This window comes from Paracoccus sp. Arc7-R13, from assembly GCF_004010775.1.
Taxonomy (GTDB): Bacteria; Pseudomonadota; Alphaproteobacteria; order Rhodobacterales; family Rhodobacteraceae; genus Paracoccus; species Paracoccus marcusii.
Map to the genome: position 1 here is coordinate 79,882 of NZ_CP034811.1, position 13,655 is coordinate 93,536.

12 protein-coding genes are annotated in these 13,655 nt (G+C 67.9%); 8 read left to right on the forward strand and 4 right to left on the reverse strand.

The window, feature by feature from the left end; all coding sequences use genetic code 11:
• The first annotated feature begins 113 nt into the window (after positions 1–113).
• Positions 114–296, forward strand: coding sequence for a hypothetical protein (locus tag EOJ32_RS16470; RefSeq protein WP_045983434.1), 183 nt, complete (start codon positions 114–116; stop codon positions 294–296).
• An 11-nt stretch (positions 297–307) separates the two neighbouring features.
• The gene (locus EOJ32_RS16475; RefSeq protein WP_164871481.1) at positions 308–916 is read left to right on the forward strand and encodes an acyl-homoserine-lactone synthase; all 609 of its coding nucleotides are present in this window, start codon (positions 308–310) and stop codon (positions 914–916) included.
• On the opposite strand, the gene EOJ32_RS16480 is transcribed toward EOJ32_RS16475, so the two are convergent.
• Genes EOJ32_RS16480 through EOJ32_RS16490 form a run of 3 tightly spaced genes read right to left on the reverse strand, consistent with a single transcriptional unit; the run spans position 913 to position 3,931 of the window.
• Positions 913–2,424, reverse strand: coding sequence for an ABC transporter permease (locus tag EOJ32_RS16480; RefSeq protein WP_127899488.1), 1,512 nt, complete (start codon positions 2,422–2,424; stop codon positions 913–915). The genes EOJ32_RS16475 and EOJ32_RS16480 overlap by 4 nt on opposite strands.
• Positions 2,417–3,073, reverse strand: coding sequence for a phosphonate ABC transporter ATP-binding protein (locus tag EOJ32_RS16485; RefSeq protein WP_127899489.1), 657 nt, complete (start codon positions 3,071–3,073; stop codon positions 2,417–2,419). Before EOJ32_RS16485 ends, EOJ32_RS16480 begins: the two co-directional genes overlap by 8 nt.
• 3 nt (positions 3,074–3,076) lie before the next feature.
• Positions 3,077–3,931, reverse strand: a complete 855-nt coding sequence (locus EOJ32_RS16490) for a putative selenate ABC transporter substrate-binding protein (RefSeq protein WP_127899560.1) — start codon at positions 3,929–3,931, stop codon at positions 3,077–3,079.
• 259 nt (positions 3,932–4,190) lie between these two features.
• Here EOJ32_RS16490 and fdnG point away from each other — a divergent pair, with 259 nt between their 5' ends.
• The 6 genes from fdnG to selB are packed head-to-tail and all read left to right on the forward strand — an operon-like array spanning position 4,191 to position 13,163.
• Positions 4,191–7,271, forward strand: a complete 3,081-nt coding sequence (fdnG, locus tag EOJ32_RS16500) for a formate dehydrogenase-N subunit alpha (protein WP_139085352.1) — start codon at positions 4,191–4,193, stop codon at positions 7,269–7,271.
• Positions 7,272–7,276: 5 nt separating this feature from the next.
• Positions 7,277–8,263 (forward strand): formate dehydrogenase subunit beta, encoded by a 987-nt coding sequence (gene fdxH / locus EOJ32_RS16505; RefSeq protein ID WP_127899561.1) that lies wholly within the window; start codon positions 7,277–7,279, stop codon positions 8,261–8,263.
• The gene (locus EOJ32_RS16510) at positions 8,263–8,952 is read left to right on the forward strand and encodes a formate dehydrogenase subunit gamma (protein ID WP_045983439.1); all 690 of its coding nucleotides are present in this window, start codon (positions 8,263–8,265) and stop codon (positions 8,950–8,952) included. Before fdxH ends, EOJ32_RS16510 begins: the two co-directional genes overlap by 1 nt.
• A 55-nt stretch (positions 8,953–9,007) precedes the next feature.
• On the forward strand, positions 9,008–9,922 hold the full coding sequence (fdhE, locus tag EOJ32_RS16515; RefSeq protein WP_045983440.1) for a formate dehydrogenase accessory protein FdhE: 915 nt from the start codon (positions 9,008–9,010) through the stop codon (positions 9,920–9,922).
• Positions 9,922–11,280 carry an L-seryl-tRNA(Sec) selenium transferase gene (gene selA / locus EOJ32_RS16520; RefSeq protein ID WP_127899491.1) on the forward strand — a complete coding sequence of 453 codons (1,359 nt, stop codon included), beginning with the start codon at positions 9,922–9,924 and terminating at the stop codon, positions 11,278–11,280. Before fdhE ends, selA begins: the two co-directional genes overlap by 1 nt.
• A complete protein-coding gene (gene selB / locus EOJ32_RS16525; RefSeq protein WP_127899492.1) occupies positions 11,277–13,163 on the forward strand; it encodes a selenocysteine-specific translation elongation factor in 1,887 nt (628 codons plus the stop codon). Before selA ends, selB begins: the two co-directional genes overlap by 4 nt.
• Here selB and EOJ32_RS16530 read toward each other — a convergent pair.
• The gene (locus tag EOJ32_RS16530; protein WP_127899493.1) at positions 13,160–13,624 is read right to left on the reverse strand and encodes an Lrp/AsnC family transcriptional regulator; all 465 of its coding nucleotides are present in this window, start codon (positions 13,622–13,624) and stop codon (positions 13,160–13,162) included. The genes selB and EOJ32_RS16530 overlap by 4 nt on opposite strands.
• Positions 13,625–13,655: the final 31 nt, after the last annotated feature.

The window sequence follows — 13,655 nt, forward strand, 5'->3', positions numbered from 1 at the left end:
TGAAAAGGCAGCTTGTCCGCTTTTCGCGCGACAAGCCCGGCCATGGGTAGCAAGCCGTTAACACCTGTCAGCTATGGAGGACAAAGGTGGTTAAGGGAATCAGAGAGCCGAGATTGGCAACCGCGGAATTCAGCCGCGACATGGTCGAGACGATGCTGACCTATTTCGATGCCTATGCCGATGAAGGCGTGCTGGCGGTCGAGGTCACCAGCTGGGGCCTGTGGCTGCCCAACAAGGTGACCGGCGGTCGCCAGTTCCTGGGACTGGCCAAGCTGCCCGACGGGTATCGGCAATAGGGATGCGTGACATGACACAGACGATGACAGACGTGCAGATCGCCACGATCCGCCTGCCGCGCGACATGGCCCAGTTCGACCTGGTGGCCAGCTTCTTCCAGCTGCGCAAGCAGATCTTCGTGGATCGCATGGCATGGCCCCTGCACCACGCCGAAGGCATCGAGTTCGAGCAGTACGACACCTTCGATACCGTCTACGTGATCGCCCATCGCGACGGGCGTGCGATCGGCGGGGCGCGGCTGAAACGGACCGACTGTTCGTTCGGCGGCGGCAAGGTGGTCTATTCCTACATGATCCGCGACGCGCATCGCGGCTTGCTGCCGGGCATGCCCACCAACCTGTGCCATGACGAACCCCCCGTCGACCCGCAGGCGTGGGAACTGACGCGCTTTGCCGCCCTGCCCGTACCGGGCCTGGCCGAGGCGATCCTGGAGGCGTCGAACGAATACCTGCACGACGTCGGTGCCACCGACTGCCTGTTCCTGGGGCCGCCCGCGTTCCTGCGCATGGCGTCGCGGCTTGGCTGGACGCCCCGTCCAATGGGCGATCTGGTGTCCAACGACGATGGCAAGTTCCTGGCCTTTGCCTGCGCGGTGCGCCAGCCGCAGATGGCCGCCTAGCAGTTGGTCGCCTGGCCGGGCACCGCCCCCGGCCGCGCGTCCCCGACATGCAGATCGCCCGCGCCAAGGCGGGCGCGGATGGCGCGCGACAGCGCGTCGATGCCGACCGTGACCAGCCCGGTCGCGGCCAGGATGACGACTGCGCGGTCGATGCGCAGTTCCCCGATGGCGTCGTCCAGGTAGAACCCCAGGGTGGCGATGCCCAGGATGCCCATGATCGCCGATTCCCGGATGATGATCTCCCACCGGTAGAGGCACAGCGCCACGAAGGCTCCGAACAGGCGCGGCACGATCTCCCAGCCCCACAGGGTCAGGCCGCGGGGCGCGTCCGCGCGCAGGGTCAGTCCGGTCGCCTGACGGCCTAGAAGATGCCCGATGATCGCCCCGTTATGCAGCCCAAGCGCCAGGATCGCGGGCAGCATGGACGGCCCCCAGACCTGCAGGAACAGATAGGCCAGCATGTATTCGGGAAAGGACCGCAGGATCACCAGCACCAGATGCCTCACGCCGGCGCCGATGCGCCCCGTCACGCGGGGCACGATCGCGGCCTGCGCGACAAAGGCCACGGCCCCTGCCAGCACCAGCGCCAGCTGTGCGACGATCAGCGTTGCGGCCAGGCCGGGCAGGATCGCGGTTGTCGTCAGATCCCACAGCCAAGGCAGCAGGGCGGCGGGGTCGCCCTGGCGCAGGGGGGCGGGGATGATGTCCTGGCTGAGGAACCGCCACAGCTCGCCCTGCCCCATCGGCGGCGTGCGCACGGTGGCCAGCATCACCGCGGCGAAGATCAGCCAGCCCAGCAGCAGCCGGGGCCTCATCCACAGCCGGACCGTCGCGATCAGCGTGATGTAGATCGCCATGACCGCCCCCGCCGCGCCGTATTCCCCCTGCCGGAAGAACGTGTCCAATTGAAAGCCGAGCGTCGGCAGCCCGATGAAGCCCAGCACCGCCGACGACCGCAGCCCGCATTCCAGCCGGTAGAGCGCATAGGTCGCCATTTGCGGCCACGCCAGCGGCGCGCGCGCCCAGAGGAACCGCGTCAGCGGATCGACCGACGGGCCTAGCCAGCGGTCGGGGCGGCGGTCGGATTCGTCGAGGATCTCGGACAGGACCTTGGCGAAGATCCCGGCATAGGGCAGCGCGATGGCCAGAACCCCCGACCAGACGCTGATCCCGAAGACCTGCAGCAAGAGCAGCGCCCAGAACAGCTCGTGGACCGAGCGCAGGGCGATGGCCAGGCCCCGCACCGCGCGCAGCCGATAGAAGGGCGCCAGGATCAGCCCCGCCATGCCCCCCAGGGTCACGCCAGCGACCGCAAAGGCCACGGTCAGCGCGACGGCGCGGGCGATTTGTTCGATGGCGCCGAAATCGGGCGCCAGGAAGCCGCGGCCCATCCGGGCCAGCGCGGCCCAGGGATCGTGGCCCGCCACCGTCAGGTCGGCCAGCGGAAGGCACAGGGCGGCCACGGCCAGAAATCCCGCCACCACGCCAAGGCGCGACAGGCTAGCCATAAAGGGCCTCGATCCGTGAGGCATCCAGTTGGTCCACCGGCAGGTCGAACAGAAAGACGCCCTGCTTCAGCCCGATGACCCGCGTGGCAAAGGCCCGCGCGACGGCCACGTCATGCAGCGCCAGGATCGCGGTCGGGAAGGCCGCGCGCAGCAGCGCGGCCAGCTCCTGCGCGTGGCGCGGATCGACGGCCGACAGCGGCTCGTCCCCCAGGATCAGGTCGCCGCCGCGATGCAGCGCACGGGCCAGGGCCACGCGCTGCTTCTGCCCGCCGGACAGGGATTCCACGCGGGCATCGGCCTGGGGCGTCAGACCCACGCGGTCCAGATCGGCCAGGGCGGCGGCGCGGTCGGGGGAGGCTGGACGGACCAGCGTGCGCAGGTTGCGCCAGGCACCGTGATCGTCCAGCCGCCCCATCAGCACGTTGCGCAGGGCCGACAGCTGGGGGACCAGCGCCGCGTCCTGCGGGACCAGCGCGATTCGCATTCCCCGCCCCGCCGCCGCCCCGTGCAGGGCGGAGAGGAGCGTCGACTTGCCCGAACCGCTGCGTCCCAGCAGGGCGACCCGTTCGCCCGGCGCGACATGCAGTCGCACCCCGGCCAGGACGGGCGTGCCGCCATAGCCCAGATCGACCCCGTCCAGCAGTTGCAAGGATTACTCCAGCAGGTCCAGATCGCGGGCGACCTGTTCGATGGGGGCGTAGTCCTCGTTCGCGGCGGGGATGAAGGCGTTGCGCGGGAACGCCGCCAGCAGGTCCGGGTCGTCCATGCCGACCAGCGCGGCTTGGACCTTGTCGGCGAAGCCCTCGCCCCACCGGGCGTCCACGTCGCCGCGGATGGTCCAGTTGTAGTCGGGATAGGGCGGCGTCTTCCAGATGACCTTGGCCGTCTCGACCTCGGGCGCGTTATCGGCAACCGCCTGATCGTAAACGGCATAATTCAGCGCGCCGACCTGCCAGGCACCCGACGCGACCAGCCGCAGCGTCTGGCTGTGATCGCCCGAGAAGCCCACGCGGTCAAAGAACGCCTCCGGCGCCTCGCCGGTATTTTCGCGGATCGCGTATTCCGGCATCAAGCGCCCGGAGGTCGAGGTCTTGGCGCCGAAGGTGAAGGACATGCCCCGCGCGGCTTCGGGGAAATCCTCGGACTCGGTCAGGCCGGTGTCGGTATGGGCGATGAAATAGCTGACGAAACTGGTATCCTCGTCGCCCTGCGCGATGGCGCGGGCCCCGTCGACCAGCAGCCGCGCCTGCACGCCCGACAGCCCCCCGAACCAGGCTAGCTGGACCTGGTCGTTGCGGAAGGCGGTGACCGCGGCGGGATAGGATTTCACCGGAACGAACTCGACCGGCACGCCCAGTTCCTCCGACAGATAGTCGGCGACGGCGGTGAAGCGTTCGACCAGGCGGGTCTCGTCCTCGTCGGGAATGGCCGAGAAATACAGCGTTTCCTGGGCTGCGGCGGAAAGCGGCAGGGCGGTGGCCAGGACGGTGGCCAGCAGGCGTGACATCAGGGACATGGGATGGCTCCGGTCAGGGTGTGAGGGCTGGGATCGGCGGACCCCGCTGAACGCGGGGTCTCGCGCCGATGTGCCAAGCCCCCGTTTCCGGCGGAGCCACGCGGCCCGAACGCCCCCGGCGCATCGGCTTGATGCCCTGTTCTAGACCGTCCGTTCGGTCGCGCGCAAGGCTTCGTGCCTTGACTTGGCCGGGGCCGCGGCAGAGAATTGGGATGTACCTATCGAATTTGACAGGCAGAGGGAGGGTCCCATGAATATCGACCTTTCGCGTCGCGGCTTTTTACGGCTAGCGGGTGCGGGGGTTGCGGCAACGTCGCTTGGAGCCATGGGCTTCGGCGGGGCCGAGGCAGCGGAGGCGGCGCATGTGCGCGCGTTCAAGCTGGCCACGACCACGGAAACACGCAACACCTGTCCCTATTGCTCGGTCGCCTGCGGGATCATCATGTATTCGCGCGGGGACGTGAAGGCCGGCGAAACCGCCGAGCTGATGCATATCGAGGGCGATGCCGATCACCCCACGAACCGCGGAACGCTGTGCCCCAAGGGCGCCGCGCTGAAGGACTTCGTCCATGCGCCCACGCGCCTGACGCAGCCCCGCCTGCGCCGTCCGGGATCGGACCGCTTCGAGGAGATCACCTGGGAGGAGGCGCTGGACAAGATCGCCCGCGCCCTCAAGGATGATCGGGACGCGAACTTCATCGCCACCAACGATGACGGCACCCCCGTCAACCGCTGGACGACGACGGGATTCCTGGCGGCGTCGGCCACGACCAACGAAACCGCATGGCTGACCTACAAGACGGTCCGGTCCATGGGGATTGTGGGATTCGACAACCAGGCACGCGTCTGACACGGCCCTACGGTGTCCAGTTTGGGCCCGACATTCGGCCGTGGAGCGATGACCAATCCATGGACTGACATCAAGAACACCGACCTGGCGATCGTCATGGGCGGCAACGCCGCCGAGGCGCATCCGTGTGGTTTCAAGTGGGTGACCGAGGCCAAGGCGCATCGCGGCGCCAAGCTGATCGTGGTCGACCCGCGTTATACCCGCACCGCATCGGTCGCGGACTACTATGCGCCGATCCGTCCGGGCACCGACATCGCCTTCCTGATGGGGGTGATCCGCTGGTGCATCGAGAACGACAAGGTCCAGTGGGACTATGTCCGCAACTATACCAACGCGTCCTTCCTGGTGCGCGAGGACTTCGGCTGGTCCGACGGCCTGTTTACCGGCTATGACGAGGAAAAGCGCGACTTCAACAAGGAGAGCTGGGACTATCAGATAGGCGAGGACGGCTTTGCGCTGACCGATCCCACGCTGCAGGACCCGCGCTGCGTCTGGAACATGCTCAAGCAGCATGTCGACGTCTACACGCCGGAATTCGTGGAGAACATCACCGGCACGCCGCGTGACAAGTTCCTGGATATCTGCGGGATGATCGGCGAATGCTCCGCCGTGGACCGGACGATGACGTCCATGTACGCGCTTGGCTGGACCCAGCATTCCAAGGGCGCCCAGAACATCCGCGGCATGGCGATGCTGCAGCTGATCCTGGGCAATATCGGTGTCCGCGGTGGCGGGATGAACGCGCTGCGCGGTCACTCCAACATCCAGGGCCTGACCGATATCGGCCTGATGTCGAACCTGATCCCGGGATACCTGAACATCCCGACCGAGAAGGAGGTCGACTGGCAGACCTATCTGTCCACGCGCGAGTTCACGCCGCTGCAGCCGGGTCAGACCAGCTATTGGCAGAACTATCCCAAGTTCATGGTCAGCTTCCTCAAGGCGATGTGGGGCGATGCCGCCACGGCCGAGAATGACTGGGCATACGAATACCTGCCCAAGCTGGACGTTCCGGCCTATGACATCCTGCGCATGTTCGAACTGATGAACAACGACCGGGTGAACCTGTACTTCTGCCAGGGCTTCAACCCGATGCTGTCCATCCCGGACCGCGGCAAGGTGACGGCGGGCCTGTCCAAGCTGAAGATGCTGGTCGTGATGGACCCCCTGTCCACCGAGACCTCGCATTTCTGGGAGAACCACGGCGCGCATAACGAGGTCGACACGGCCAGCATCCAGACCGAAGTGCTGGAACTGCCCACGACCTGCTTTGCCGAGGACGAGGGCGCGCTGGTCAATTCGGGCCGCTGGCTGCAATGGCACTGGCCGGGTGCGACGCCGCCGGGCGAGGCCAAGCACGACACCTGGATCATGGCGCAGATCTGGACACGGGTGCGCGACCTGTATCGGGCCGAAGGCGGCGCCTTCCCCGATCCGATCGTGAACCTGTCCTGGGACTATGCCGATCCGGGAGAGCCCACGCCCGAGGAACTGGCCAAGGAGATGAACGGCCGCGCGCTGGCTCCGGTGACGGACCCGGCCACGGGCGCGCAGATCCTGCAGGCGGGTCAGCAGGTGTCCGGCTTCGGACAGCTGCGCGATGACGGGACGACCATGGCGGGCTGCTGGATCTATGCCGGCAGCTGGACCGAGGACGGCAACATGATGGCACGGCGGGACAATTCCGATCCCGACGAGACCGGCATGTTCCTGAACTGGGCCTTTGCCTGGCCGGCCAACCGTCGCGTGCTGTACAACCGCGCCTCGGCCGACATGGCGGGCCAGCCTTGGGATGCCACGCGCCCGCTGATCCAGTGGGACGGGGCGAAATGGGGCGGCTACGACGTGCCCGACATCGCGCCGACGGCGGACCCGTCGACGGTCGGACCCTTCATCATGAACCAGGAGGGCGTCTCGCGCCTGTTCAGCCGGGGCATGATGCGCGACGGGCCCTTCCCGACGCATATGGAGCCGTTCGAAAGCCCGATGGCCAACGTGTTCAACGCGCGGATGCGCGGGAACCCGGTGGCGCGTGTCTTCGAAAGCGACGTGGCCCGGCTTGGGACCAGCGACGAGTTTCCGTTCGTCGCGACCTCCTATCGCCTGACCGAGCATTTCCACTACTGGACCAAGCACAACCGGGTGAACGCCGCGTTGCAGCCCGAGTTCTTCGTGGAGATCAGCGTCCAGCTGGCCGAGGAGCGCGGCATCACCAACGGCAGCCGCGTGCGCGTCTTTGGCAAGCGCGGACAGGTCTGGGCCAAGGCGGTGGTCACCCGTCGCCTGCAGCCGCTGATCTGTGACGGCAAGCCCGTCCATGTGGTGGGCATTCCGCTGCACTGGGGCTTCATGGGGGCCGCCAAGAAGGGTTGGGGGCCGAACAGCCTGACGCCGTTCATCGGGGATGCGAACACGGACACGCCTGAATTCAAGGCGTTCCTGGTCAACATCGAACCCGCAACCGAGGAGCCGGTGGCATGAACGACATGGCAAACAGCCCGACCACGGCGGCGTCCAACCCGCCCGTGCAACCGACCGAGGCCTATTTCGATGCGCGCGACGTCGTGCGCATCTCGGCCACGCGGAACGTGCCGCAACCGGACCGCCAGCTGGAAAAGCTGGCCAAGCTGATCGATGTGTCCAAGTGCATCGGCTGCAAGGCCTGCCAGTCCGCCTGCGTGGAATGGAACGATACGACCCCGGCGGTGGGAGAGAACGTGGGGGTCTATGAGAACCCCCACGACCTGACCCCCGACATGTTCACCCTGATGCGTTTCGCGGAATGGGAGAACCCGGCGACCAACGACCTGGAATGGCTGATCCGCAAGGACGGCTGCATGCATTGCGAGGATCCGGGCTGCCTCAAGGCCTGCCCGGCGCCGGGTGCCATCGTGCAGTATTCCAATGGCATCGTGGATTTCATCCACGACAATTGCATCGGCTGCGGCTATTGCGTCACCGGCTGTCCCTTCGACATCCCGCGCATCAGCCAGACCGACCACAAGAGCTACAAGTGCACCTTGTGTTCGGATCGCGTGGCCGTGGGCCAAGGTCCCGCCTGTGCCAAGGCCTGCCCCACGCAGGCCATCGTCTTCGGCACCAAGGCCGACATGCAGGCGCATGCCGAGACCCGGATCGAGGACCTGAAATCGCGCGGCTATGAAAACGCGGGCCTGTACGATCCGGCCGGCGTGGGCGGCACCCACGTGATGTACGTGCTGCATCACGCGGACAAGCCCGGCATCTACAACGACCTGCCCGAAAATCCTCGGATCTCTCCGGTGGTCGAGGGCTGGAAGGGCGTGACCAAGACCGCGGGCCTGGCGGCCATCGGTCTGGCCGCGGTGGGTGCCACGCTGCACGGTCTGTTCGCCCGCGGCAACGAGGTCGAGGAGCATGACATCGAGGCCGCCGACAAGCTGGTCAAGGGCGAAGACCCCGACGGCGGTCCGACCGGCGGGGGGCACGTCTGATGGCGCATCGTCCGTACTACTCGGAACGGGGTGACCGGCTGGAAAGCATCCAGCCGGTCGAGGTCAGCCGCTATCGCGGGTTCACGCGCGCGAACCACTGGGTGACCGCGTTCAGCCTGATCGCGCTGGCGCTGTCCGGCCTGGCGCTGTTCGACCCGTCGCTGTACTTCCTGACCGGGCTTTTCGGCGGCGGGCAGACCACGCGCTGGATCCATCCGATCATCGGCGTGGTGCTGTTCCTCAGCTTCGCGCTGATGTTCATCCAGCTGTGGCGCCTGAACATGCCCAAGCCAGAGGACACGACCTGGGTCGCCCAGATCGGCGACGTGGTGAAGGGCCGCGAGGAGAACCTGCCCGAACTGGGCAAGTACAACGCGGGCCAGAAGTTCGTCTTCTGGGGCATGTCCGCCCTGATCATCGTGCTGATCGTCACCGGCGTGATGATCTGGCAGCAGGTCGCCGGCCATCTGGTCAGCGTGCCGCTGCGCCGCATCGCGGTCCTGGTGCATGCGCTGTCCGCGGTCGCGATCATCCTGGTGTTCATCATGCACGTCTATGCCGCGATCTGGACGCGGGGCACGCTGCGCGCGATGACCCGGGGCACGGTCACCGGCGGATGGGCCTGGCGCCACCACCGCAAATGGCTGCGAGAGATCGCCAGCCGCGACAACAAGGGCCCGGCAGAGTAATCTGCCGGCCACCATCACCGGCATCCCCTGTGGCCGGTTCGGCCCGGAGACTGACATGAACACCACCATCCAACCCGATCCATCGGCCATCGGCGGCGTACCCACGGCGCCGCTGGTGTTTTTGCCCAAGCCCATGCGCCTGTTCGCGACCCGTGCCAAGCGCCTGGCCTTCCTGGCGCAGCACAGCGACAACCTTGGGCCGTGGCTGGCCTTTCTGGGTCAGCTAGCGGACCTCCAGGCCCGGCTGGCGGAGGAACTGCCCCGCCCCGCTCCCCTACCCGCCGACCGCATCCGCCTGGCCCGCGAAAACCGCATGCCGCCAATCGACCGACAGCGGCTGGCATCCGACCCCGACCTGCATGCCGTCCTGGACGCGGTGCTGACCCATGCGGCGGCGCTGGACATGCCGGAACCCGCGCGCATCGCGCTGTCCGCCGTGACCGCCGCGCCCCTGGCCGATCGTCACTGGCTGCTGGAGAACATCCTGTCCGACAGCATTCCCGATGACAGCATCGCGCCGCACCTGTTCGCGTCGCTGGCCGTGCAGCTGCATCTGTCGCGCCTTGCCGCGGGGCTGCCCGCCGATCAACTGGTCAAGATCCGCACGGGCGTCTGCCCGGTCTGCGGCGGCAAGCCCGCGACCTCCAGCGTGATCGGGGTCGGCGATCTGGACGGCGTGCGCTATGCCGCCTGCGCCTGCTGCCAGACCCAATGGAACGAGGTCCGCCTGACCTGCCTGTGCTGCGGCCAGACCGGCCAGATCAGCTATCGCAGCGTCGAGACCGACCAGGCGACTGTCCGGGCCGAGGTCTGTGGCGATTGCGACAGTTGGGTCAAGATCCTGTACCAGAACAAGAACCCCAGCCTTGAGGCGATCGCCGACGACGTCGGCAGCCTGGGGCTGGACCTGCTGATGAAGGACACCGACAAGCATCGCGGCGGGTTCAACCCGTTCCTTGCAGGCTATTGATGTCGGGGTTCAGGGCGCTGCCATCGGTCGATCAGGTGCTGTTGGCGGTGCCGTCGCTGATCGACGCTCATGGCCGTCAGGCGGTGACCCGGACCGCGCGTCTACGCCTTGATGCGGCCCGCGCGGCCATCCGCGACGGGGCCGACGGCGCGGCCGAGGCCGCACGCCTGCCGCACCTGCTGGCCGCCGATCTGGCGGCGGCGGCGGTCACGCAGCTGCGCCCGATCCTGAACCTGACCGGCACCGTTCTGCACACCAACCTGGGCCGTGCGATCCTAGCGGACGAGGCGATCGAGGCCGCCTCCGCCGCAATGGCCGCGCCGCTGGCACTGGAATTCGACCTGGCGACCGGCGGGCGCGGCCAGCGTGACGACCATCTGCGCGGTCTTCTGTGCGAGCTAACCGGGGCCGAGGACGCGACCATCGTCAACAACAATGCGGCCGCCGTCCTGATCGCGCTGAACACCTTCGGCCAAGACCGTGACAGCATCGTCTCGCGCGGCGAGCTGATCGAGATCGGCGGCGCATTCCGCATGCCCGACATCATGGCCCGCGCCGGCACCCGGCTGGTCGAGGTCGGGACGACCAACCGCACCCACCCCCGCGACTATCGCGACGCGATCACCGACCGGACCGGGCTGATCCTCAAGGTCCACACATCGAACTATCGTATCGAGGGGTTCACCGCCGAGGTTCCGCCCCCGGACCTGGCCGCCATCGCGCGCGATGCCGGGGTGGTGATGCTGAACGACCTGGGCGCGGGGTCGCTGGTCGATCTGTCCCGTTGGGGCCTGCGCCGCGAACCCACCGTCGCCGAAGCCGTGGCCGAAGGCGCGGACCTGATCACCTTTTCAGGCGACAAGCTGCTGGGCGGGCCGCAGGCGGGGTTCATCGTGGGCCGGCGCGACCTGATCGCGCGGATCAACAGGAACCCCATGAAGCGCGCCGTGCGGCTGGACAAGATCCGCATCGCCGCGCTGCAGGCGACGCTGCGCCTTTATCGAGACCCCGACCGGCTGGACCAGCGGCTGCCCGTGCTGCGCATGCTGTCCCGTTCGCAGGCCGACATCGCGGCGCAGGCCGCGCGTCTGGCGCCGCAGGTCGCGGCGCTGCTGCCCGATCATCGGGTCGTTCCAACGGACTGCGCCAGCCAGATCGGATCGGGCTCGCTGCCGACGGACACGATTCCGTCCGCCGGGCTGCGGATCAGCGGGGCGGGCGGCGACGCGCCGGACCGCCTGGCGGCGTGGCTGCGCGACCGACCGCGTCCGGTCATCGGCCATATCCGCGACGGCGCGCTGATCCTGGACCTGCGCTGTCTGGACGACGACCGTGACCTGCTGGAGGCGCTGACGTGATCGTCGGAACCGCGGGGCATATCGACCACGGCAAGACCGCGCTGGTCAAGGCGTTGACCGGCACCGATGCGGACCGCCTGGCAGAGGAAAAGGCCCGAGGCATCACCATCGACCTGGGATTCGCCTATGCCGATCTTGGCGGCGGCACCGTCACAGGTTTCGTCGACGTGCCGGGGCACGAACGGCTGATCCACACCATGCTGGCAGGCGCGGGCGGGATCGACCTGGCCCTGCTGGTCGTGGCCGCCGATGACGGCATCATGCCGCAGACGCGAGAGCATCTGGCGATCCTGGACCTGCTGGGCCTGTCGCAGGGGCTGGTCGCGCTGACCAAGGCCGATCTGGCCGATGCCGACCGCCGCGCCGAAGTCACGGCCCAGATCCGCGACGCCCTGGCCGACAGCGGGCTGGCGGATGCGCCGATCATCCCTGTGTCGTCCCTGACCGGCGAGGGCGTGGACAGCCTGCGCGACGCCCTGATCGCCGCCGAGGCGCAGGTGGCCCATCGCGCCGCCGATGCGGGCTTTCGCCTGGCGGTCGATCGCAGCTTCACCCTGCAGGGCGCAGGGACGGTGGTGACCGGCACGGTGCTGTCCGGGCAGGTCGCCGTCGGCGATCTGGTGACGATCAGCCCGTCGGGGATCGCGGCGCGGGTCCGTGGCATCCATGCACAGAACCGGCAGGCGACCCACGGTCTTGCCGGGCAACGCTGCGCCCTGAACCTGGCGGGAGAGGCAGTCGCCAAGGACGCGATCCATCGGGGCGACATCGTGTTGGCCCCCGCGCTGCATGCGCCGACCGAACGGATCGATGCCGTCCTGACCGTGCTGGACACGGAGCCGAAGCCAATCGGCACGTGGTTTCCCGCCCGCCTGCACAGCCACGCCGCCGAACTGGGCGCGCGGATCGTGCCTTTGGGCGACCCCATCGCTCCCGGTCACAGCGGTCCGGTCCAGATCGTGCTAGACCGTCCCATCGCCGCGACCATCGGCGACCGGTTCATCCTGCGCGACGTGTCGGCCAGCCGCACCATCGGCGGCGGGCATTTCCTGGACCTGCGCCCTCCCGCCCGCAAACGGCGCACCCCTGAACGGCTGGCGCTGATCGACGCCGCCCAAGCCCCCGATCCGCTGCAAGCGATGCTGGCGGTGGGCCCGGTCGATTCGGCGGTCTTTGTGCGCGACCGCGCCCTGTCGCCCGCCGATGCGGCCGCGGCATTGTCCGGAGCACGGATCGTCGCGGGGCTGGCCCTGTCGCCCGCGCATCTGGACGCGCTGCAGCGGGGCATCATCGACGCGCTGTCCGCCTTTCACGCCGAGAACCCCGACCTGCCGGGCATGGGCCGCGAACGGCTGCGCCTGGCGCTGACGCCGCGGCTGCCCAAGGACGCCTATCTGGCGCTGCTGCGGGGCGAAGCGGATGCCGGCCGGATCGTCCCCGACGGCGCCTTTCTGCGCCTGCCCGGCCACGAGGTGCGCCTGTCGGCCGATGACGAGGCGCTGTGGGCCCGCATCCTTCCGTCCCTGACGGGCGATTTGCGCTATCGCCCGCCGCGGGTGCGCGATTTCGCGACCGACTTCGGGGTGGACGAAAAGGAGGTGCGCCGCGTGCTGCGCATGACGCAGAAGCTGGGCCGCACCGACCAGATCGCGCATGACCATTTCTTTGCGCGCGCTGTGACCGCCGACATGGTGACCATCCTGCGCGATGTGGCGGCCGCGACGCCGGACGGCTGGTTCACCGCCCCCCTGTTTCGCGACCGCGTTCAGAACGGCCGCAAGGTCGCCATCGAGATCCTGGATTTCTTCGACCGGCACGGCGTCACGCTGCGCCGGGGGGATCTGCGCCGCCTGAACCCGCACCGGCTGGACCTGTTCGGCTAGATCGGGGCGATGCCCTGTTCGATCACCGCCTCCATCGCGACATAGCTGGAAGTCGAGGCGACATGCGGCAGGGCGGAGAGCTTTTCCGCCATGATGCGACGGTAATCGGCCATGTCGCGCGACCGCACCTTGAGCAGATAGTCGAACCCCCCCGCGATCATGTAGCATTCCTCGACCTCGGGAATCAGGCGGATGGCGGCGTTGAACGATTCCAGCGCCTTGTGGCGGGTGTCCGACAGGCGCATCTCGACATAGGTGACATGGGTCAGGCCAAGGCGCACGGGCGACAGGATGGCCCGGTATCCGGTGATCAGCCCCGCCTCCTCCAGCTGGCGGATGCGCAGGGCCACGGGGGTCTTGGACAGGCCGACCTTGCGCGCCAGTTCGGTCACCGGGATGCGGGCGTTGGCCACCAGTTCCGCCAGGATGCGGCGATTGATCGGGTCCAGGATTTCGGTCACGTCTTATGCCCCGTGATTGGACGATATGGCT

What these genes read in the sequence shown, in the direction of transcription:
- EOJ32_RS16475 (WP_164871481.1), top strand. Translation starts at nt 308, where the DNA reads ATGACACAGACGATGACAGACGTGCAGATCGCCACGATCCGCCTGCCG.
- EOJ32_RS16510 (WP_045983439.1), top strand. Translation starts at nt 8,263, where the DNA reads ATGGCGCATCGTCCGTACTACTCGGAACGGGGTGACCGGCTGGAAAGC.
- fdxH (WP_127899561.1), top strand. Translation starts at nt 7,277, where the DNA reads ATGGCAAACAGCCCGACCACGGCGGCGTCCAACCCGCCCGTGCAACCG.
- EOJ32_RS16480 (WP_127899488.1), bottom strand. Translation starts at nt 2,424, where the DNA reads ATGGCTAGCCTGTCGCGCCTTGGCGTGGTGGCGGGATTTCTGGCCGTG.
- fdhE (WP_045983440.1), top strand. Translation starts at nt 9,008, where the DNA reads ATGAACACCACCATCCAACCCGATCCATCGGCCATCGGCGGCGTACCC.
- EOJ32_RS16490 (WP_127899560.1), bottom strand. Translation starts at nt 3,931, where the DNA reads ATGTCACGCCTGCTGGCCACCGTCCTGGCCACCGCCCTGCCGCTTTCC.
- selA (WP_127899491.1), top strand. Translation starts at nt 9,922, where the DNA reads ATGTCGGGGTTCAGGGCGCTGCCATCGGTCGATCAGGTGCTGTTGGCG.